This window comes from Dyella japonica (assembly GCF_040545895.1).
GTDB classification, from domain to species: Bacteria; Pseudomonadota; Gammaproteobacteria; order Xanthomonadales; family Rhodanobacteraceae; genus Dyella; species Dyella japonica_D.
In genome coordinates this window covers 156,829-178,427 of record NZ_JBEPMU010000007.1, presented here as the reverse complement: position 1 = coordinate 178,427, position 21,599 = coordinate 156,829, and the positions used below count along the sequence as shown (strand labels likewise).

17 protein-coding genes and 1 tRNA gene are annotated in these 21,599 nt (G+C 63.9%); 5 read left to right on the top strand and 13 right to left on the bottom strand.

Features of this window, described 5'->3' with window-relative positions:
- Positions 1 to 1,096: 1,096 nt before the first annotated feature.
- The gene (locus ABIC75_RS21515; RefSeq protein ID WP_354015945.1) at positions 1,097 to 1,408 is read right to left on the bottom strand and encodes a hypothetical protein; all 312 of its coding nucleotides are present in this window, start codon (positions 1,406 to 1,408) and stop codon (positions 1,097 to 1,099) included.
- A 187-nt stretch (positions 1,409 to 1,595) separates the two neighbouring features.
- Here ABIC75_RS21515 and ABIC75_RS21510 point away from each other — a divergent pair, with 187 nt between their 5' ends.
- A complete protein-coding gene (locus ABIC75_RS21510) occupies positions 1,596 to 2,126 on the top strand; it encodes a dihydrofolate reductase family protein (protein ID WP_354015944.1) in 531 nt (176 codons plus the stop codon).
- Positions 2,127 to 2,168: 42 nt separating this feature from the next.
- Here ABIC75_RS21510 and ABIC75_RS21505 read toward each other — a convergent pair whose 3' ends face one another.
- On the bottom strand, positions 2,169 to 4,424 hold the full coding sequence (locus tag ABIC75_RS21505; RefSeq protein WP_354015943.1) for a winged helix-turn-helix domain-containing protein: 2,256 nt from the start codon (positions 4,422 to 4,424) through the stop codon (positions 2,169 to 2,171).
- 553 nt (positions 4,425 to 4,977) lie between these two features.
- Between ABIC75_RS21505 and selD the strand changes: the two genes are divergently transcribed.
- Positions 4,978 to 6,018: a selenide, water dikinase SelD gene (selD, locus tag ABIC75_RS21500; RefSeq protein WP_354015942.1), complete on the top strand. Its 1,041-nt coding sequence runs from the start codon at positions 4,978 to 4,980 to the stop codon at positions 6,016 to 6,018.
- Between the two features lie 11 nt (positions 6,019 to 6,029).
- Here selD and ABIC75_RS21495 read toward each other — a convergent pair.
- From ABIC75_RS21495 to fdnG, 7 genes are all read right to left on the bottom strand, one after another.
- Positions 6,030 to 6,126 (bottom strand) — tRNA-Sec (locus tag ABIC75_RS21495).
- Positions 6,127 to 6,136: 10 nt separating this feature from the next.
- The gene (selB, locus tag ABIC75_RS21490) at positions 6,137 to 8,068 is read right to left on the bottom strand and encodes a selenocysteine-specific translation elongation factor (RefSeq protein WP_354015941.1); all 1,932 of its coding nucleotides are present in this window, start codon (positions 8,066 to 8,068) and stop codon (positions 6,137 to 6,139) included.
- On the bottom strand, positions 8,065 to 9,501 hold the full coding sequence (gene selA, locus ABIC75_RS21485) for an L-seryl-tRNA(Sec) selenium transferase (protein ID WP_436407965.1): 1,437 nt from the start codon (positions 9,499 to 9,501) through the stop codon (positions 8,065 to 8,067). Before selA ends, selB begins: the two co-directional genes overlap by 4 nt.
- A 166-nt stretch (positions 9,502 to 9,667) precedes the next feature.
- The gene (gene fdhE, locus ABIC75_RS21480) at positions 9,668 to 10,618 is read right to left on the bottom strand and encodes a formate dehydrogenase accessory protein FdhE (protein ID WP_354015939.1); all 951 of its coding nucleotides are present in this window, start codon (positions 10,616 to 10,618) and stop codon (positions 9,668 to 9,670) included.
- Entirely contained in the window at positions 10,615 to 11,274 is a 660-nt protein-coding gene (locus tag ABIC75_RS21475) for a formate dehydrogenase subunit gamma (protein WP_354015938.1), read from the bottom strand. The genes fdhE and ABIC75_RS21475 overlap by 4 nt, the downstream gene beginning before the upstream one ends.
- On the bottom strand, positions 11,271 to 12,185 hold the full coding sequence (fdxH, locus tag ABIC75_RS21470; protein WP_354015937.1) for a formate dehydrogenase subunit beta: 915 nt from the start codon (positions 12,183 to 12,185) through the stop codon (positions 11,271 to 11,273). The genes ABIC75_RS21475 and fdxH overlap by 4 nt, the downstream gene beginning before the upstream one ends.
- Before the next feature lie 10 nt (positions 12,186 to 12,195).
- Entirely contained in the window at positions 12,196 to 15,273 is a 3,078-nt protein-coding gene (gene fdnG / locus ABIC75_RS21465; RefSeq protein ID WP_354015936.1) for a formate dehydrogenase-N subunit alpha, read from the bottom strand.
- Between the two features lie 152 nt (positions 15,274 to 15,425).
- Here fdnG and ABIC75_RS21460 point away from each other — a divergent pair, with 152 nt between their 5' ends.
- On the top strand, positions 15,426 to 15,581 hold the full coding sequence (locus tag ABIC75_RS21460) for a hypothetical protein (RefSeq protein ID WP_354015935.1): 156 nt from the start codon (positions 15,426 to 15,428) through the stop codon (positions 15,579 to 15,581).
- Between the two features lie 25 nt (positions 15,582 to 15,606).
- On the opposite strand, the gene ABIC75_RS21455 is transcribed toward ABIC75_RS21460, so the two are convergent.
- From ABIC75_RS21455 to ABIC75_RS21440, 4 genes are all read right to left on the bottom strand, one after another.
- Positions 15,607 to 17,001: a serine hydrolase domain-containing protein gene (locus ABIC75_RS21455; protein ID WP_354015934.1), complete on the bottom strand. Its 1,395-nt coding sequence runs from the start codon at positions 16,999 to 17,001 to the stop codon at positions 15,607 to 15,609.
- A 139-nt stretch (positions 17,002 to 17,140) separates the two neighbouring features.
- A complete protein-coding gene (locus tag ABIC75_RS21450; RefSeq protein ID WP_354015933.1) occupies positions 17,141 to 17,854 on the bottom strand; it encodes an HAD family hydrolase in 714 nt (237 codons plus the stop codon).
- 242 nt (positions 17,855 to 18,096) lie between these two features.
- Positions 18,097 to 19,149: a permease gene (locus tag ABIC75_RS21445; protein ID WP_354015932.1), complete on the bottom strand. Its 1,053-nt coding sequence runs from the start codon at positions 19,147 to 19,149 to the stop codon at positions 18,097 to 18,099.
- A gap of 277 nt (positions 19,150 to 19,426) precedes the next feature.
- The gene (locus ABIC75_RS21440; RefSeq protein ID WP_354015931.1) at positions 19,427 to 19,912 is read right to left on the bottom strand and encodes a RidA family protein; all 486 of its coding nucleotides are present in this window, start codon (positions 19,910 to 19,912) and stop codon (positions 19,427 to 19,429) included.
- A gap of 273 nt (positions 19,913 to 20,185) precedes the next feature.
- On the opposite strand from ABIC75_RS21440, the gene ABIC75_RS21435 reads away from it, so the two are divergent.
- Positions 20,186 to 20,473 carry a hypothetical protein gene (locus ABIC75_RS21435; RefSeq protein WP_354015930.1) on the top strand — a complete coding sequence of 96 codons (288 nt, stop codon included), beginning with the start codon at positions 20,186 to 20,188 and terminating at the stop codon, positions 20,471 to 20,473.
- 104 nt (positions 20,474 to 20,577) lie between these two features.
- On the top strand, positions 20,578 to 21,594 hold the full coding sequence (locus tag ABIC75_RS21430) for a HoxN/HupN/NixA family nickel/cobalt transporter (RefSeq protein ID WP_354015929.1): 1,017 nt from the start codon (positions 20,578 to 20,580) through the stop codon (positions 21,592 to 21,594).
- Positions 21,595 to 21,599 lie beyond the last annotated feature (5 nt).

Below are 21,599 nucleotides of genomic sequence, written 5' to 3'. Positions count from 1 at the left end.
GGATCTCCTGTGCGCGATGCAACCTAGCCCCCTTGCAGGCGAGGTCCTCTGGCAGGGAGGTTGTCGAGCCATTTCTGCTTTTGAGATCTGCAAAAGCACCTGACTCATCGGCTTCACCTAGGTCGTCTCCCTCTCTGGGAGCGGCCGTTGTTGACGAGAGCAGGACGTAGCCGTCAGGGGCTTGGCACTGAGAGTCGAGGGACGCCCGCAAGACCGCCAAGTCTTCGTTCTGGAATGGCTGATTGGCCGGATCGGCCTGCACACAGAGGCACGGCAGAGTTATGAAAGTAATCACAGCGACGAGGCGTTTCAGCATCTCCCCCCCAAAGACTTCCGCTTCACTCTGATTAAAAGTCAACATTCTTAGCATGTCCGCTACGGGTCGGAAGCGGACCTTTCAGCGAAGATATTTCCAGACTACGGGTGCGCACGCCAGATATAGCGGCAGGAACAGATATCCTCGCCCTTCGAATAGAAGGTCAATGAGCCTGTTACCCATAAACGGCATTGCTGCGAGGGCGACAAACAACCAGAGGGCAAATACTGCTGCTTGGCATGCGAAGACGAACCTGACATACCACCAGAAGGTTCTTCGGCTACCGGATATCATTTCCGTTGCCTCTCCACGCTCCCTTTTCCGCGTTCCAACGAGCGCTCTTCTGCAACGCCCGCTTCGGGTCGGAAGCGGACGTTAGCGCCGTCGAACGCCAGCGCTCGAATGAACGACCGCCTTCGCAAAACACGCTGTAGCGAGTGTCTCGGGACAGGCTTGCCCGCCTACTTCGTATTCCGCTTCTTTTCCTGCTTGGCCGCTTTCTTTTCCTTCATGGTTTTGGCCGGCTTTTTCTTCTCGGATTTCTTTGAATCCATACCTTTGCTCATGTCACTTCCTCGGTCATGGTCATAGTCATAGTCTGTCGGGAGCGTATCGTGCCCTGGTTACCGGGACTTACATCCAAGTAGCACCTCACGAGCGGAAGGTCGCGCCAAGCTGCAAATCCATGACGCTTTGCTGGTAGGCATCTTCGCATCATCGCAAAGATCCCAGCCCCGCTTAAGACGAATTCCTAGATTTTCACTGGCACTGGCACGAGCACTACGGGAGTCTGAACTTGCGAGTGGCGCGTAGCGGCCAGACTGATGTGAAGCTGTTCCCGCCGACCACGCGGAAGCCTGCAGACACGCCGTTCAGAACGCCCAATCCTTCCAGAACATCTTTTGCGCGCCGGAAGGAAAGTCGTGGGTCAGACGCGAGCATGAAAAGATTGATCTCTTTTGGACTGACATCGTAGCCCTCCAATTCGACCGCATTGCCCAATGCCTCCTTCAACTTGCCCTCAATCGCCGCGAGGAAGGCTTCGTCGGCCAGAGACTTGCGCCAGAACTTGATGACGAGTTGATATTCCATTGGGTGATTGTAGGCCGAACTGGCCCATTGGACGGCCCCGGCGGAGGCAGTCCGTATCAGTACTCGCAAACTCACCGTCATTCGGGACGGGCCGAGACAGGAGGCCGCTTTTTTATTCTCAAACACGGGCCATGTCTGTACAACGACAGTGCGCGCTATTCTCAACGCTCTGGAATGGAGATGTTCCATGGCCAAGCTCGTCTTCGGTATGAACCAGTCGCTGGATGGTTACGTCGATCATCTGGCATTCGCGCCCGGTCCCTCGCTCTTTCGTCACTTCATCGCGCAAGTGCGCGGCTTGACGGGCAGCGTGTACGGCCGCCGCATGTATGACGTCATGCGTTATTGGGACGACGACGATGCCCAGTGGAGCGCGGAAGAGCGCGACTTTGCCGTGGCGTGGCGTCGGCAACCGAAGTGGGTGGCATCGCGCTCGCTGACGTCGGTCGGCCCGAACGCCACGCTGGTCGCCGAAGATCTCGAAGCGACGATACGACGGCTGAAGGCCGAGCTCGACGGCGAGATCGAAGTGGCCGGTCCCGAACTGGCGCGAAGCCTCACCGACCTTGGTCTCATCGACGAGTACCAGATCTATCTTCATCCCGTCGTGCTTGGTCACGGCAAGCCCTATTTCGCGGGGCCGCGACCGCCGCTGCGCCTGGTGGGTAGCGATGCCATGGGCGAGAACGTGATTCGCTTGAGATACGCGCCCGCTTGATCGCATGCCACGACGACCACGCACGCGCGTGGTTCTTGAGCGTCAGCCGTTCGGATACTTCAGCAGCAGCGCCTTGAAACGCGGGTCATCGCGCAGCGGATCCCAGATCGGGTCGATGCGGAGCAATGCACCCGACAGGATGCCGCCGGTAGGCATGGACAGCACGCGCTCGATCAGGGCGATGGCTTGGTCAGGCTGGCCCACGCGCGTGTACAGCTGCGCCTGGCACGCAAGCATGTCCGCGCCAGTGAGCACGTCCTTGCTGATCGGCATCAAGGCCACGGCACGCTCGCCTTCGGCGACCGCCTCGGCTTTGCGGCCGAGCCCGGCATAGGCAAATCCCAGGGCGAGATGAAGGTCTGCATCATCCGGCCGCTCGACGAGGGAGGCGCGCATGCGCTCCGCCACTTCGTTGTATACCGCCGTCGCCTTGTCCGTCTCTCCCGCTGCCTGCATTGCCCACGCCACGTACAGGCGTCGGGGCAACACGATGTTGTCGGGATCGTCCCAATTCTCGACCTTGTCTGACTCGGCTACCTTGACGGCCGCAGCATAATCGCGCGCCAGCGAGCGCTCGAAATACATGCCCATGACATTGCCGGCATACGCATTGCTGCCGGGCGTGAGCCCTGCAAGCGCGGCGCGCAGCGGCGCCACATCGCCTTTCCACATCAGCTGGTTGAAGGCCAGCGATACGCGTTCGCCCGCAGGGTTGCGACTCACCGCAAGCGCGGAGGTATAGGCTCGCTCGGCGTCTGCGTAACGACGCAGGCTCTGATAGGTCACGGCGAGTTGGCTGAATGCAAATTCGCTATGGGGATCGAGTTCAGTGGCCGAACGAAACAGCGCCACCGCTTCATCCCAATGTCCCTGACGCCGAGCGACCGATGCAATGAGCAATTCAACCGTGGCACTGTTGGGCAAGGCCTGCCGGGCCAATGCCAACTGGGTGCTGGCAGCGGCGTAATCGCGATGGCCCCAGTAGTGATACAGCCCCAGCGCGTAGTGTGCCTGCCCCAGGTTCGGCTGCAGCGCCAGCGCACGATCGGCCGCTGCCTTCGCTTCGGCCAATCGCGCGTTCGTGCGATCGGGCCCGAAGAAATACATCTGCATGTGCGCGCGCGCCAACCCGGCCGCGGCCAGCGCAAAACGCGGATCCTTGTCCAGGGCCTGTTGATACAACGGGATCGCCAGGGACAGCTCGGTCGACGACAGCACGGGATCGTCATAAGCGCGGTTGGCATGCACGCCGGCTTGCAGATACAGGTCATAGGCGGCGGCATTCAAGGTGGGCGCCGTGTCGATGCGCGCGGTCTCGGCGGACGTCAGCTGCACCTTCAGCGCCTGCGCCACGTTCTGCGCAACCTCACCTTCCACATTGAAAACGTTGTCCAGCGTGCGCGTATAGGCTTGCGCCCAGAGATGGTTGCCGCTCTCGGCATCGATCAACTGCACATTGATCAGCACCTGGTCGCCCACCTTCTGCACCGTGCCCTCGAGCAGCGTTGCCACACCCAGCTGTCGCGCGATGGTTCTCACGTCTTCCGGGTGGCTCGGATACTTCTCGGTCGAGGTGCGCGAGATCACCTTGAGCCCACCGATGCCCACCAGTTCGGTGAGTATCATGTCCTGCATGCCGCTGGCGAAATACGCGTTGCCCTGATCGGTACTGAGATTCTCGAACGGCAACACCGCGATGGATTTCAGGTCGGCTGCCGATGCGGTCTCCATCGGATGGCGCGCAAGGGAGTGCCAGCCAAGCAGCACGGCCGCGAGCACGATCAGTGCCACGATCGCGGCGCCAATTCGCCGTCCGAATCGATGTGCGTCGCCAGATTTCACGAGCGCCGCCGGGCTCTCCGTCGTTGCGACCGGCGGCGCGGCGACATCGCTGGCGAGGACGGTTACGGGTGCAACTTTCTTCGCCGGCAATACGATGTCCGCCAGCAATTCCTCACGCGACGCAGCGAATCGCACGTCGGCATCCAGACGAAAGCCGACGCCGTGCACAGTATGCTGATAGCGGGTTTCTTCGCTGCTCTCGCCGAGCGCATGGCGCAACATGGCGATGACGCGGCTGAGCACGCCGGGCGTGACATGGCTATGCCCCCATACCACGTCGAGAATCTCGTCGCGGCTGAGCACCCGCCCGGGATCGCGCGCCAACAGCACCAACACGGCAAAGGCCTTGCGCTCGAGCCCGACCTCCTCGCCATCGACAAACAGACGATGCCCCAGGGTGTCGATTTCGACCGTGCCGAACGCGATCCACGCAGCAGAGGCGGTCTCTGCAGCCATTTGTTCGCCCTCCACTGCCGCACCTGCAGACCTTGAGGTTACACCAACTCTGCCGCAAGGCTCGGTATGGCCTGAGTGTGGATTTCGTTGTGGGCTGAACGGCGTACATGCGGTGTGAACAGGGCACCCGTGTCCTGCGCCGTTACGTGGGCTCCGGGAGCACGCGAAGCGGGAAAGCCCTTCGCCTCCAGCCATCGGGAACCAGATCCCGATTGGGCTGCTGCTGCCTGAAACGATCCGCCACCTTCTGCCCCTGAACACCCTGGAGCTCTTGAGCACCACGTTGAGATGCATGCCGAATAGGGACGCAGCACGTTCGCCTGCGTTTCGCTCATGCGCAACAGAAAGACGAAACGGGGCACGCTGCCGATGCGCGCCACGCCGTAGCCACGCAAACCGGCCATCCCGAGCATAGATGGATGAATCCAAAGTGGTCCCGTTGCTCTTGGCGGCTCGCCTTCTGATTAGGTAGTTTGGCCAACTCACGATCTCCGGCCTCGCTTTTCGCTATGCTCCGCCGAACCTGGCCGTCGTGCCATCGGGAGAACTGCGCGTGACTTCCGTTCGTTTGACCGACCTTGCCCATGGCGGCGGCTGTGGCTGCAAGCTGGCACCTTCGGTGCTGCAGGAGCTGCTGGCCAACAAGCCTGCATCCATGCCGTTTGCCCATCTGCTGGTGGGCACGGAATCCAGCGACGATGCCGCCGTATGGCAGGTGGACGAGAAGACCTGCATCATCGCGACCACCGACTTCTTCATGCCGGTCGTGGATGATCCTTACGATTTCGGACGCATCGCCGCCACCAATGCGCTGTCGGATGTCTACGCCATGGGCGGCAAGCCGATCATGGCGCTGGCCATACTCGGCATGCCGTTGAACAAGCTGGACGTGGAAACCGTACGCGCGATTCTGGCCGGCGGTGAATGCATCTGCACGCAGGCAGGCATTCCGATTGCCGGTGGCCATTCGATCGATTCGGCCGAGCCCATCTACGGGCTTGCGGTCATTGGCTTGTGCGCGCCGGGCAACGTGCGTCGCAACACCACGGCGCAGGCAGGCGACGCGCTGATCCTCACCAAAGGCATCGGCGTGGGCATTTACTCGGCGGCGTTCAAGAAGCAAGCGCTTCCGCCTGACGCGTATGCGGAAATGCTTGCCTCGACCACCCTGCTCAATCGCATCGGCTGCGAACTGGGCAGGCACGAGGAAGTGCATGCCATCACCGACGTCACCGGCTTTGGTCTGCTGGGACATGGCCTGGAACTGGCGCGCGGCAGCGGCGTGCGAATTCGCCTGGAGTCATCGCGCATTCCCTTCTTCACGCAGGCCGAAGCGTTGGCACAGGCCGGCTACATCACCGGTGCTTCCGAGCGAAACTGGAACAGCTACGGCGATGACGTCACCCTGCCCGCCGATCTGCCGGAATGGCGTCGCGCATTGTTGACCGATCCGCAGACGTCCGGTGGCCTGCTGGTGGCGTGCGCGCCGGAGAAAGCCGAAGCACTGAAGGCCACCATCGTGGCCGCCGGCTATGCGCGTACAAGCATCATTGGCGAGATCACCGCAGGCACGCCTGGCATCGACGTGGCCTGAAGCCGCCGAGATGGCGGAAGAGAATGGGAGTCGAACCCACCCGAGACAGTCTTATCTGCCTCACCCGGATTTGAAGTCCGGACGCCCCACCGGAGACGATTCTCTTCCTCAAGCCTTTTCACGGCGCGGGCCCGTACAAATCGAGGTACCGCGCCTGTACACGACGCAGCGTACCGCGATTGAGCGTGACGCCTTGCCGGTCGAAGAATTCTAGTATCTGGATGGCCACTTTTCGACCGCTGTCGATGCGGTCGCGGAACTGTGCCGCGGTAAACCGGCCATCCGCCGCATGCGCCGCGATGTCGGCCGCGATCAGCACCATCTCGTGCATGGTCGGCCGCAGGAAGAAGTGATCGTGCGCCACTTCGTCGACCAGGCCCAGCCGCGCGGCAAACGCCATCAACTGCCTGATGTCCTGCTCCGGCCGCGCGAGCACACCGGCGACGTCGCGCACGCGCGGCGGACGGAAGCGCACCTCGCCACCCAACAGCGGCGCAACGCGCTGCCATAGCGCCTCGCGCTCCGGGCTCATTTGCATGGAGTGACTGGCCAGCCGCACGAAGGCGCCATCGCGCACCACGCGGCCGGCAACATCTGCATGCTGCAGCGCCAGGGCGAAAGCGGATGCGGGCAACTTCGGCTGCAGCGACACCCGCAGCTTTTCCCGGCCCATGCCTTGTACGTCAGGATAGGCCGCGTGGAAGGCGTCGAGGCGCGCGATCAATCCATCGACGAAGGATCGCCAGTGCGCATGACTGATCGCGATGATGTCCCCATCGGCATGAAAAACCATGGGTGAGAGTGCAGCGGCAATGTCGTCACGCTTGCTGGCGGACAAGGCACGGTCGCGCGTGAACGCCGCGAGATCCCATGCGAACGGCGGCGCGTCGAGCAGGCTGGCAAAGGCTTCGCGAGGATCGGTGGTCGCCAGCGCAGCGCGCTGGGCCTCACGCGCTGGCGTGCGGCGTTGGCGCGTGGGTGCGCGCAGGTCGAAAAACTGCCCGCCACCGATGGTGCGCTGCGCGGAGACATCACGCAGCACGAAACGGTCGAGCGCAGCGGCGGCGATGGGCTTTTCCAGCACCAATTGGACGTCCATCGCATGGCCAGGTTGCAGCTGGTCGCCATTGAGCAGCACCACGCGCGCGCCGACTTCGGCGGAGCCATGATGCAACCGGGCCGGGAACCACTGGCCGATCGGCTTCGGCTCGCCAGGCAACAGCTGCAGCTTCGCATCGATGCGATCGGTCGGCGCGTGCAGGAACGGATCGACCACCATATCGCCTCGATGGATCGCCTCCTTGCCGATGTCTTCACCGGCCAGGTTGAGCGCGCAGCGGTCGCCTGCCCTGCCCGTTTCCACCTCGCGGTTTTGCGCATGCACCGAACGCACGCGCGCACGCAATCCCGACGGACTGATCAGCACCTGATCCTTGACGTGCACTTGGCCGGACAACACCGTGCCGGTGACCACCACGCCGATACCGGCGAGGGTGAACACGCGATCGATGGCCAGGCGAAAGCGATCGTCGGCCGCACGCCCGCTTATCGCATGCGCCTCGGCCACGAGACGCTCGCGCAGTGCGTCGATGCCCAGCCCGGTGACGGACGAGACCGGGAGGATGGCCGCGCCATCGAGCACGGTGCCTGCAACGGCTTCGCGAATCTGCGCGATCACCTCGTCCAACCGTTCCGGCGTGGCCAGATCGGCCTTGGTGATCGCGATCAAGCCGCGGCCAATGCGCAGCAAATCGAGAATGGCAAGATGTTCCCGCGTCTGTGGCATCACGCCATCGTCGGCGGCCACCACCAGCAACGCGATGTCGATGCCGCTGGCACCGGCCACCATGGTATGCACGAAGCGCTCATGGCCTGGCACGTCGATGAAGCCGAGCGTGGAGCCGTCGTCGAGCGGCAGAAAGGCGAAGCCCAGGTCGATGGTGATGCCGCGGCGTTTCTCTTCCTTGAGTCGATCGCCTGCGACGCCGGTCAATGCCTTCACCAGCGACGTCTTGCCGTGGTCGATGTGGCCCGCGGTGCCAACGATCATGAAATACGCGCGGCCAAGGTGGCGTGGTCGAGTTGTGCCAGCGCCGCCAGGAACGGAGCTTCGTCGGCCTCCGCCAGGCAGCGCAGGTCCAGGCGAAGCGCGCCATCGGCCACGCGCCCGATGATGGGACGCGACAAGGCGCGCAATGCGGCGGCGAGATGTTCCAGTGCGCTCTGGCTGTCACGCGCACGGATCACCAGCGCGGCGCTGGCGAGCGTGTCCAGCGGCAGTGCGCCCGAACCCACTTGGCTGAGGCAGTCGCCCGTGTCGACGATGAAGGCGTCGCCCAGTTGCGCCGCCACGGTGGCTTGCAGACGATGTGCCTGCGCCTGGATGTCGGCCTTGCGACGCGCAAGGAAACGCAGCGTGGGCAGGCGATCGGCAAGACGATCGGGATCGCGGTAAAGATTGAGCGTGGCCTCGATCGCGGCAAGGCGCAGCTTGTCCACGCGTAGCGCACGCTTCAGCGGGTTGCGGTTGATCTGTTCGATCAGCGCGCGATCACCCACGATGAAGCCCGCCTGCGGCCCGCCCAGCAATTTGTCGCCCGAAAAAGTGACCAGGCGCGCACCGTCGCGCACGGCTTCGCGCACGGTGGGTTCCTTGGCCAGTCCATAGCGGGACAGATCCACCAGGCTGCCGGAACCCAGATCGTTCAACAGCGGCACGCCCGCGGCATCGGCAATGGCGGCCAGTTCCTGTCCGCTGACTTCCGCCGTGAAACCCTGGATGCGGTAATTGGAGGTATGCACCTTGAGCACGAGGCCGCTGCGTTCGCCGAGGGCGTTGCGGTAATCAGCGGCGTGCGTGCGATTGGTGGTGCCTACTTCCACCATGTGCGCGCCGGCACGCGCCATGATGTCAGGCATGCGGAAGGCGCCGCCGATTTCGATCAGCTCGCCACGCGACACCACGGCCTCGCGTCCCAGCGCGAAGGTGTTGAGGCAAAGCAGCACGGCCGCGGCGTTGTTGTTGACCACGGTGGCGTCTTCGGCGCCGGTCAGTTCGCGCAGCAGCGAGCGCAGGTGGTCATCGCGTTCGCCGCGCACGCCGTCGTCGAGGTCGTATTCGAGAGCGACCGCGTGGCGCATCGCGTCCACTGCGGCGTCGATGGCGACATCGGCCAGCACCGCCCTGCCTAGGTTGGTGTGAAGCACGGTGCCGGTGAGATTGAACAAGGGACGCAAACCCGGCGTGCGCGCTTCGAGCAGGCGGCCGGCGCGCTGCGCAAGTTCTGCGGCCGTGGGAGCAGCAGCGCCGGCAGCGGCGCGCAAGGCCTCGCGTGCCTCGTCGATGGCCTGGCGAATGGCGTCGGTGGTGGCAACGCGCCCGTAGCGCTCCAGCCACGGCGCCGCTTCCGCCGTCGCCAGCACGGTGGCAACGGCAGGCAGGTGACGCAGGGAGACGACCTCGGGTTCAGCCATGGCGCTCATCCAGTGACGTCGCCGAACACCCGTGGATGCATGCGGGCACGCGGCGACGAAGACGCGGGTTGGTGCCCTATGCTGCGGTGCGGACGAGAGCCGGTCAAGGCAAACCACGCGGCCGTGCTGTCGACCTGCACGTCGCATTCACGATGGATGTTCGCGCGAAGGGGAACTACTCGGCCACCGCCTCACCATCGCCCACCAGCAGCAGCGGGTTCGGCGCATGACGGGCGAAGCCGGCCTCGGCAACGAGGAGATCCAGCCCCAGCGAGGCAAGGTCGTCCGCATACGGATCGACCTGCGTGTCCTTCAGCTGGTAGAGCAGCTTGGTGTAGGTGTGGCATTCGCCGCAGGTCTCGGCCTTGACCACGCCAGCATCGTCTTCGATGCCCTGCACGGATAGCTTGCGCGTGCCACCGCAGGTGACGCAGACCGCGCGCACGTGATTCCACGCGGTGGAACACAGCGAGCAATACAGATAGCGCGTGCCGGGCGTGATGCCGGTGGCCGTGATCAAGCCGGAAACCGAGGGCGAACCGCAACACGGGCAAAGCGAGCGCTCTTCCAGCAGGCGCAGGTCACTGGCGGCGAGCCGCGCCGCCGAACCGCTGAAGTAAACCTGCAGCGCCGCCACCACGAACACCGTCACGCCCGCGTCGGCATGTCCCAAGCCACCGCGCAGGAACGCGTCGGCCAGTTTCTCCAGCGTCGCGGCATCGCTGCTGCGCAATAGTTCGATGGCCTCCTGCACGGCCGGCGGCCATTCCCTGCCGTCGATGCTGTCGAGCAGCAAGGCGAGCCCGTCGCGCCATGACGCATCGCGACGGTGACCATCCGCCGCAAGCGGTGGCAGACGCGCTTCGACGGCGCGCGCCACGTCGACTTGATTGAGCGCGACTGCCGGCGCCAGCGTCGTCGCCACCGTGTGCTGTGCCTGCGCCAGCGTCGCCATGAAATACAGCCACGCTTCCATCGGGTGCCCGTCCGCCAGTTTCGACAGGCGACGCGCGGTGGACGCGAAGCGAACCGTGGGGTCGGCGATCACGATGGGTTCCGGCGCCTTGACGCCCGCGTGCGACGGGCCGGTCCACTTGGCGTCGGGTGGTGCCTCGCCCTGCCTCATGGACGCTTCCTGATAGCCGTCTTGTCATTCGGGTCGGCGGCCAGTTGCTCCAGCCACTTGCGATGGTGGCGCCAGGCCCAACCCGGCGTCACGTAGCCCTGCATCATCGCGCGCATGGAATGACGCACCCAGATGCCCGCATAGACATGGACGATCCAGATGATGATGGCGAGGAACGCCGCGGTGCTGTGGATCAGCACGGCCGCGCGCTGCACGGGGATCGAGGTCGCCTCGCCGAAATACACTTCCCAGATCACCAGCCCGGTGAGGAACAAGGTGGGAATCAGCAGCGTCATCGACCAGAACACCAGCTTCTGGCCCGCGTTGTTGTGGCCCACGGCGGGAATGTGTTCCTCATCGTCCTCCACCACCGCCGGGATCGACTTCATCCATGTCGAGTCTTCCTTGCGCCAGAGGTTCGCGCGCCAGAACTGGATGATCATGCCGATGTAGCTCGCCATCAGGATGCAGCCCATCCACGGATGCAATGCCCGCGTCCACTGCCCGCCACCGAACAGGTTGGACAGCCAGAACATGATCGGATGGAACATCGAAAGACCCGACAGCACCATCAACGTGAACACGATGGCGTTGATCCAGTGGTTGACCCGCTGGGCGGTGGTGTAACGGACAATGACGGTCTTGGAACGGATCATGGCGTCTTCTCCGCTTCTTCCTCCAGCACCCGCTCGCCCCGCGCCTCGTCTTCGTCGGTCACTTCATTGGGGCCCTTCACCACGTAGTGGAAGAAGCCCACCACGGCGGCCAGCGCGATGCCCACCATGGCCAGCGGCTTGGCGATGCCTTTCCACGCCTCCACCGCCGGACTGATACGCGGATGATCGGGCAGGCCCGAGTACAGCGAGGGCTTGTCGGCGTGGTGCAGCACGTACATCACGTGCGTGCCGCCAACGGCCTGCGGGTCGTACAGGCCCGCGTTCTCGAAGCCGCGCGATTTCAGGTCGACGATGCGCTCGCCGGCCCACTGCGCCATGTCGGCCTTGGTGCCGAACATGATGGCGCCGGTGGGGCATGCCTTCACGCAGGCCGGCTCCAGGCCCACCGACACGCGGTCGGAACACAGCGTGCACTTGTACGACTTGTGATCCTTCTTGCTGATGCGCGGAACATCGAACGGGCAACCCTTCACGCAGTAGCCGCAACCGATGCACTTGTCGCTGATGAAATCGACGATGCCGTTGGCGTACTGCACGATGGCACCGGGCGCGGGACAGGCCTTGAGGCAACCCGGGTCTTCGCAATGCATGCAGCCGTCCTTGCGGATCAGCCACTCCAGGTTGCCCTGCTCGTTCTCGTACTCGGCGAACTTCATCAGGGTCCACACGTCGGGACTGAGGTCATTGGGGTTCTGGTACGAACCCTCGAAGTGACCCACCTCCTGCCGCAGGTCGTTCCACTCCATGCACGCCGACTGGCAGGCCTTGCAGCCGATGCAACGGCTGACGTCGATGAGCTTGGCCACCTGTTCCTCGGCATTGCGTGCCGAGGGCGGCGTCATCGTGGAGGCGGAGCGCCGGATGTAATCTTGCGATTGCAGATCGGACATGACGGCTTCCTCAGGCGGCGACCGGTGCGCTGGTCTTTTCGATGTTGACGAGGAACGCCTTGAATTCCGGCGTCTGCGTATTGGCGTCGCCTACCGAAGGCGTAAGCGTGTTGGCGCCGTAGCCTTTCCTGGCCTGCCCGGTGAAGCCCCAGTGCAGTGGCACGCCGATCACGTGGGTCGGTTTGCCGTCGACGATCAGCGGCTTGATGCGCTTGGTCACATAGGCCTTGCAGATCACTTCGCCGCGCTTGGACGACACCTTCACCCAGCCGCCCTGCACGATGCCTTTTTCCTTGGCCAGCACTTCGCCCACTTCCACGAATTCCTCCGGCTGCAGGATGGCGTTGATCAACGCGTGCTTGGTCCAGAAGTGGAAGTGCTCGGTGAGGCGGTACGTGGTGGCCACGTACGGGAAGTTCTTTGGACTGCCAAACGCCGCGCGGTCATCGGCGAACACGCGCGCTGCCGGGTTGTTCTGCACCTTGGGATGCAGCGGATTCTCCACCGGCGATTCCAGCGGCTCGTAGTGCTCGGGGAACGGCCCTTCGGCCATCAGCTTGCGCGCGAACAAACGGCCCAGGCCTTCGTCGTTCATGATGAAGGGGCTGGCGCCGGCCGAGGGCGCCAGCGTCGGCGTGTAATCGGGCACGTCGATGCCCACCCACTTCGTACCGTTCCACGAAATCACCGGCTTGGCCGGATTCCATGGCTTGCCTGTCGGATCGGCGCTGGCGCGGTTGTAGAGAATGCGCCGGTTCGCCGGCCACGCCCACGCCCAGTTCGGCGCAATGCCTTGCTCGCGCGGATCGGTGGCGTCGCGACGCGCCATCTGGTTGCCCTTCTCCGTGAAGCAGCCGGAGAAGATCCAGCAGCCGGACGAAGTGGTGCCGTCATCGCGCAACTGCCCAAAGCCATCGAGCAGCGTGCCGGCCTTGGTCACCACTGTATTCGTGGCGGGATCGGTCAGGTCGGCCAGCGCGCGGCCATTCATTTCCTTGGCCAGCTCTTCCGGATCGGGGCTGATGGGATCGGTGTACTTCCAGGTGACGTTGAGGATGGGATCGGGGAACGCACCGCCTTCCTTGCGATAGAGCTCGCGGATGCGATGGAAGATGCCGCTCATGATCCAGATGTCGGACATCGCCACGCCAGGTGCATCCGCCGCCTTCCAGTGCCACTGCAGCCAGCGCGCGGAATTGACCAGCGAGCCGTTTTCCTCGGCGAAACAGGTGGTGGGAAGCTGGAACACCTCGGTCTGGATCTGGGCGGAATTGGCCGGGTTCTGCGGGCCGAAATCCTGCCAGAAGCGCGAGGTTTCGGTGTCCAGCGGATCCATCGTCACCAGGAACTTCAGCTTGCTCAGGCCACGACGGATCTTGCCGCGATCCGGAAACGCCTGCAGCGGGTTGAAACCCTGGCAGATGTAACCCGTTATCTGGTCGTTGTTCATCATCTCGAACGCCTTGATGATGTCGTACAACGGGATGTCGAGCTTGGGCAGCCAGTCGAACGCCCAGTTGTTTTCCTGCGTGGCGGCGTCGCCGTAGAACGCCTTCATGAAGCTCACGAACAGCTTGCGGGTGTTCTGGTAGTAGCTGATCTGCCCGGGCCGCAGCGGCTTGAACTGCCGCGTCGACATATAGATGTCGAAGTTGGTTTCCTTGTCGGTGGGCAGGTTCATGTAGCCCGGCATCTGGTTGGAAAGCAGCCCGACGTCGGTCAAACCCTGGATGTTCGAATGCCCGCGCAAGGCATTCATGCCGCCGCCCGCCACGCCGATGTTGCCCAGCAGCAGTTGCACCATCGCCATGTTGCGGATGTTCTGCGCGCCCACCGAGTGCTGCGTCCAGCCCAATGCGAACAGGCTGGTCATCGCCCGGTCCGGTGTGGATGTGCTGGCGATCAGCTCGCACACGTGCAGGAATTTGTCCTGCGGCGTGCCGCAAATGCGCGACACCATTTCCGGCGTGTAGCGCGAGACATGGTGCTTGAGCAGGTTGATGACGCAGCGCGGGTCCTGCCAGGTGTCGTCGGATCTGGCGAAGCCGTCCTTGTCGAGGTCGTAATCCCAGGTCGACTTGTCGTAGGTACGCGTTTCCTCGTTGTAGCCGGTGAACAGGCCATCCTGGAAATCGAAACCGTCCTTCACGATCAGGCTGGCGTTGGTGTACGAGCGCACGTACTCGTGCTGGATCTTGTCGTGCTCCAGCAGGTAATGGATCACGCCGTTAAGGAAGGCGATGTCAGTGCCCGGGCGAATGGGCGCGTAATAGTCGGCCACGGAAGCCGTGCGCGTGAAGCGCGGATCGACCACGACGAGCTTGGCGCCGTTCTCGATCTTCGCCTCGATCACCCACTTGAAACCGCACGGATGTGCCTCGGCGGCATTGCCTCCCATCACGACGACGACGTTGGCGTTCTTGATGTCCTGCCAGGTGTTGGTCATTGCACCGCGACCGAATGATGGGGCCAGACTGGCCACCGTCGGTCCGTGTCAGACACGCGCCTGGTTGTCGAACACCACCATGCCCATCGAGCGTACGGCCTTCCACGTGAGGTAGGACGTTTCAGTCGACGAGGCCGACGCCGCCAGCATGCCGACGCTGGTCCAGCGGTTCACCGTATCGCCGTTGGCATTCTTCGCGATGAAGTTCTTGTCGCGATCGTCCTTCATCAGGCGGGCGATGCGATCGAGCGCGAAGTCCCAGGAGACTTCCTTGAATTCGGTGCCGCCCGGAGGTCGATAGCGCGGTGCTTTCAGGCGCGTGGGCGCATGCACCACGTCGAGCAGCGCCGAGCCTTTGGGGCAGAGCGTGCCGCGATTCACCGGATGATCCGGATCGCCTTCGATATGGATGATGTTGGAGCGGGCATTCTTGGCACGGTCGCCCATGCTGTAGATCAGAATGCCGCAGGCCACCGAACAATAGGTGCAGGTGTTGCGCGTCTCGGTGGCATGGGTGAGCTTGAAGGGCCGCACGGCGGCGGCTTGAGCCTCGCCGGAGGCGCCAAAGCCGAGCACGCCGAGGCTGGATGCTGCCAGCCCCAAGCCGGTGAACTTGATGAACTCACGGCGAGTCATGGGCATTGCGTTTGCGCTCCCGGAAAATCTGGCTGGACATACCGCCCGATCGATGGGCGTGAACCTGGCTCGACAATCTCCGTGGCGACGGAATTCACCCCGCTGCCTGTTGAAAAATGTAGCACAGATGGCCGCGCGCGGAAGGAAAGGTTCTTGCGATGTCACACGTCCCCATGCCCGACTTTTCGGCGAGTGCGCCGCGCGCGAACAACACGGGTGCAAGCCGCGGCGTGATGCGCTTTCCTCCACTGCGGAGCGGGCTCGATCACGTCATCGTCACGCTCGCGCTGACCCAGCGCCCGGGTCGTTTGTGACTATTCCGTTGCAGCCATCTGGCCATCAATGGCCTGGCCCGGTCACCCGCGGCAGCGGTATCGCCGGCGCGTCGCCGCCCTCGAAGTAATCGAGCCGCACCACCTGGCCCGATGCATCGCGAACGGGCACGAAGTAGCTCAGCTCGTCGGGCACGAAGTACAGCCGGTGGTCGGCAGTGAGCTGCAACGGCACGGCATGATGGCCGGTGCGCTGCGCGTAGAGCTGATGATCCTTGACCGTCAGCGTCTGCGATGTCTTGTCGTCCATGCGATAACTGCCCTGCAACGCGGCCAGGGATTCGTCGCTGGCCGCCACGGCCACGGGCCTGGCATAGGGCTGGCCAAGCGCGATGGCGGCAAGACGGCGACTCATCGTCCGGGCGTCGAAATTGTCATCGTTGGCCAGGACCACCACCGTCACGTCCTGCCTGGGGAGATACGCCAGGGCCGACGCAAACCCGTCGATCTGGCCGGTATGCCCGACCATGTCGCTGCCGCGCACCCGCCACAGATACATGCCCATGCCGTAGCGATGCGCGGGCGCGACGCCCGGCTTGGCCGGTACCGGCGTGATCATCTGCTGGAAGCCCTTGGCGCTCACGATGCCGCCATGGGCCAAGGCGTGCATCCAACGCACGAGGTCGTCGGCCGTGGCCACGAGTCCGCCGGCCGCAGCGGGAATGCTCATGCTGATGAATGACGCGTTGTCGACCTGATGGTTAGCGTTGTCGGTGGTGTAGCCGGCGACGCGCCCTGCAATGACGGCGGCATTGTCGCCGTAGCGAATCTGCTTCAGGCCGGCCGGTTCCAGCAACAGCTTCGTCGTCGCCGTGTACCACGGCCCGCCGGTGACTTTCTCGATCACGGCGCCCAACAGGATGTATCCGCCATTCGAATACGCCCATTGCGTGCCCGGCGCGAAGGCAGGCGAACGCTTGCGGATCTCCTCGATGAGCGTGGCCGTGTCCACGTCGCGCTTCATGAAGCCCGGCTGCGGATCCTTGGTCTTGTCCGAAATGCCCGCCGTATGGTTCAGCAGCTCGCGCAACGTGATGTTGCCGCCGTTGGGAATGTCAGGCACATAGTTCGATAGCGGATCGTCGAGCGAGAGCTTGCCGAGTTCGGCCAGCTTTATCACCGTCGCGGCGGTGAACATCTTGGTGACGGAGGCAATACGAAACACCTGGTTCGTATCGAGCGGCACACCCAGCTCGATGTTTGCGCGCCCCGCCGCCCCGCGAAACAGCACCGTGTCGCCCTGCGCGATGATCGCCACCACGCCGGGCCCTTCCTTGCTGGCCGCGCTTTCCAGGGCATCCTGCGCCGCCCTGGCGAGAGGCACCGCCGGTGTCGATGACGCGGCGTGCGCGGTCAACGAAAGAGCCAAGGCACACACCGCAACGCCGATCCGCCAACGCATCGCCCCACTCCCTATGTCGCGCGGACACCCCGTGGCACCGTCGCCTGTGCGCAAGATATGACACGGGGCATGACAGGCCCGCAACATGGCTTCCACGCCTTGGCCAATGCCACCGTGCCGTGGCTGAGCCGGCTTGCGCCTAGTCGTGTGCGATGGAGGACGCTTGTTCCAGGCTGGCCTGTCCGGCCGGAAGATCGGACAGCGACAAGCTGGCCAGGTCGGCGATATGCGCAATGGTCTTGTCGGGCGCGGGATCGATCACCAGGCTTTCCGCCTCGTGCGCATAGTGGCCCTGGCGCACGAAGATGGTGGTGAGGTGCTCGCCGAAGATCCGCTTCATCGCCGCGAGAAGCTGCGGCTTGTCATCGACCATCACATAGTGCGTGGCGGGGAACGCGCGCTGGATCGCCTCCGTCATGCGCTCCTTGTGTACGTACACCAGCACGCGGCCATCCACGGCCTGCGCGATGCCCGACCGGGCGATCTTGCGCGGCTGAAACACGATGTCGCCATCGGAGAGGATCACCGTGGAGCCCAGCGTTCCCAGGTGAGCCAGGGTATCCAGCGCGCCGGGGTAAAGACGTTCGGCGAAGGGATACTCGAGCAGATACGAGGCGAGCGACTGCAGCGCCGGGTGGTATTCGTGGCCCACGCGGAATTGCTGCAGCGTGCCGAGATAGTCGGCATAGCCCAAGGAGTCGCGCAGCTTGTTGTAGATGGACCAGTAGCGCTCGCGCTCCATCGCGCCGAAATCGCGATCGAGGCGCGCGGTGAGGTCGGCGGCAAAGCCATCGTTGTCGAGCAGGGTGTTGTCGACGTCCAGCAAGAACACCAGTGACGCAGGGTTGAGCACGGTGATGTTTCCTCGTTTTCCTTGATCATGCCGACGGCCATCGTCGGCTGCCGGCGCACTCGCCGCGCATCGCTTCGCGGACCCGTGAGCTTCACTTATGGGGCGTTAAATCCAGGCATCAAAGTCATGGGGTTGACGTGACGCCGCTCGTGGATTCTTGCGCCTGATGCCGCAACGGAAGGCGCATTCCATCACACACGCCTGCATGCAGGCGCGTGTGATGGAAAGATACGACGAAACGGTCAGCGCATGCCCAGCGCCGACGCGATGGCTCCGGCAAGAACGCCAAAAGCCACCACCGAGAGCGCAATCGTCACCAGAAGGCGCAACGGGAACGAGCGGCCGAGCATCGTCAGCGACGGCAGGCTTACCGGCGGCAGTGTCATCAACAGCGCGGCAGCGGGCCCAACACCCAGCCCCAGCGCCAGCATGGCCTGCACGATGGGCACCTCGCCCGCCGTCGGTATCACGAACAGCATGCCGGCCACCGCCAGCCCGACGATCCAGAACCATTGATCGCCGATCTCCGGACCGATATGGGGAAACATCCACGCGCGCGTGGCGCCCAGCAGCAGCACGATGATGATGTATTCGGGAATCAATCGAACCGTCATCCGCACGAAGATGCGCGCCCACAGCGTGATGACCTCGACGAACGAGCGCGGCTCCGGCTCGGATGCCGGCAACACCAGCGCGACGGGCTGGCCCGGCCCGGTCAACCGATTCGCCAGGTGGCCCAGGCCAAATACCATCGGTATGCCAAGCGCCAGACGCAACAAGGTCCAGTGCCAGCCGAGCACGAAACCGGTGAATACCAGCGTCGCGGGATTGAGCACGGTATTGCCCAGCCAGAACGCGATGGACGCGCCCGGTGCCGCCTGATGACGGCGCAACCCCACCACCACCGGCGCCGCGCAACAGGTGCACATCATGCCCGGCACGGCCAGCAGGCCACCGGCCAGCACGCTGCCGAAGCCACGACCGCCGAGCGCGCGCGCCACCCAGTTCGCAGGCAACAAAGCCTGTACGCCGGACCCCAGCAACAGGCCCAGCACCATCGCCTGCCAGATGGCCTTGCCATAGGCCAGCGCATAGCCGAGCGCAGCACTCCATGATGGCGCGGGCGCGCTCGCCGCATCGCCCATGAGGATGGAATGGCCGATGGAATGCTGCGCCGCTGCCGTGAAGGCGCGCCCATAGTACGGATGCCACTTCACGTAGAACAGGCCGGCGACGGCCAACAACAGGAACACGAAGAAACGCGCAGTACGCGACGTCTGCGATGCGGCGGGCATCGGAGCCTCTCCGAACAGCGTGGGACGTTACGGCCCTACAGGGCACGAGATTGCCCACCAGTCACCGCAGGCCGGGTGCGCTGCGGAGGGGCAAGATGTTCGAACCATTGCGGCCTCAACCGCTGCATCAGCATGCTACGGCGTTCACGCAAAGTCACTAGGGCCTGGGACGTATGCGACACGCTTCGCGCACTACGACACCACCTGCGCGAGATGGACGGCCAGACACTGTCTCGGCCATGAAACAACAGGACTTGCGTGCAGCCATGCAACCCGCTCAGGGGTACAACGAAAGCTCGCCTTCGATCTCCACCGGAATATTGAACGGAAGCTCGGCCATGCCCACGGCGCTGCGCGTGTGCGCACCGCGCTCCGATCCGTACAAGGCGAGGATGAGATCGGAGAATCCGTTGATAACCTGCGGCTGCTGGATGAATCCAGGCGCCGAGTTCACCATGCCGAACACGCGATGCCAGGCGCCTACGCGATCGAGGTCGCCGATGCTGCGCTTGAGACTGGCCAGCATGGAAAGCGCGACAAGTCGTGCCGCCTGATAGCCCTCGCTCACCGACAGCTCCGCGCCCACCTTGCCGAAAGGCCCAGCCATCGAACCATCCTCGGCTTGCGGCCCGTGCCCCGATATCAGTACGCGCGTGCCGTGTACCTGCACGAACTGAAACGGCAGGGTCAATCCGCTGGGTACCGGAAACGGCGGCGGAAGAGTCAGCCCCATCTCCGTCAGGCGCGTTTCGATGTCACTCATGGGCAAGCACTCGTCATGGTGGATTCGCCCGTGATGGGCGAACGCGATCCTATAGTGCTTCCGGCGGAAGCGTGGCCCGTCGACGTTTCGCACGCGTTGAAACGTGATGACATCGTGGAGATGCCACCATCGTCGCCTGCCATGGCGGCCACCACGCCGTTTTCCAGCGCGAAATCGATACCCAAGTGCAATCGACCGGCACCTCCCGGGCATCTAGAGTGAACGCGCGTCATGGATATTTCTTTCCGTCGTGCCATCGACACGCGCTGGTGGATGACCATGCATCTCGTCAAACCGCATTCGTCCCCTGCCACCATGCCCGCGGCCCGAGGCAGAAGCGGGCCATCGAGAGCAAGCGATGCGCCTGATGTTGTTGCACAGCATCGGCTGGTGCGGCTGGCCAGGATGATCGAGCCGGACGATGCGCGCATTTCGGAATGGCGGCGGCACACGCCCATCGCCGAATTCGGTGGACTGACAGCGGACGCCCTGGTCTCGCACGGCATGCAATACCTCGTGGAAAAATTCCTGCTCGCCATTCTGTCGGGTGAACGCGGCTGACCTGCCCTTCGGGCCCATCGTGGAATACCGGCCGTCAGGGAGTCGCCGTGAAGGATCCGTGGTTGCGAGAGCGCGTTCATGCACGACGCCCTCGAACGCTGCCGATGTTCGTACTGCTTGCAGGCGGCAACGTCCTGGCCTGGGCGTGGGCGCTGTCGGAAGCACATCGGGAGCCCATGCTGCTCGGCTCGGGCGCCTTGGCCTATGCCTTCGGCCTGCGCCACGCCTTCGATGCGGATCACATCGCCAGCATCGACAATGTGACCCGTTCGCTGGCTCGTGATGCGTCGGCACCGGCGACCGTGGGCCTATGGTTCGCGCTCGGGCATTCCACCGTGGTCATCGCGGCGTGCACGGCGATTGCCATGATGACCAGCACGGCGCACCAGTGGTTGCCGCGACTGGCGACATGGGGCGGGCTTGGCGGCTCGATCTTCTCCATCTCCTTCCTGCTGGTGGCCGCCGGCATCAACGCGGCGTCGTTGTCGGGCCTGATGCGGGCGTGGCAAGGCAGGCAACCAATGAGCGTTGCGCCGTTGCAGCCACGCGGATGTCTTGCCGCCATCCTTGGCTCGCTGCTGCTGGCCGTGCGTCGCCCTTGGCACATGCTGGCAATCGGCTTTCTGTTCGGGCTCGGTTTCGACACCGCCAGCGAGATCGGCCTGCTGGGCCTGTCGGCCGAAACGGCGCTGCGCATGCCCTCGCATGCGTCGATCATGCTGCTGGCGGTGCTGTTCACCGCGGGCATGTCGCTGGCCGATGCCACGGATGGCGCAATCATGGCGCGTGCGTATGGCTGGGCGCTCGAACGGCCGCGCCGACGACTGACCTACAACCTGATCGTCACGGGCATCTCGATCATCGCGGCGCTCGCCGTGGCCGCGGCCGAACTCGGCAACCTGGCCAGGGAACAATACGGCTTGCACGGTGCCGCTTGGCGCGCGGTGGCGTGGACGGGCAATCATTCGGGATTCGTTGGCTGCCTGATGGTCGCCTTGTTGCTCGGCTGCTGGATGATCGCGTTGTTTGGACGGCCAAAAGCCGTTGCGATCCATGCACGTTCCGCAACGACTGCGGTGGAGCGAGCCCGTCGCAGCGAGCTGGACATCGATGCGACCTGATGCAG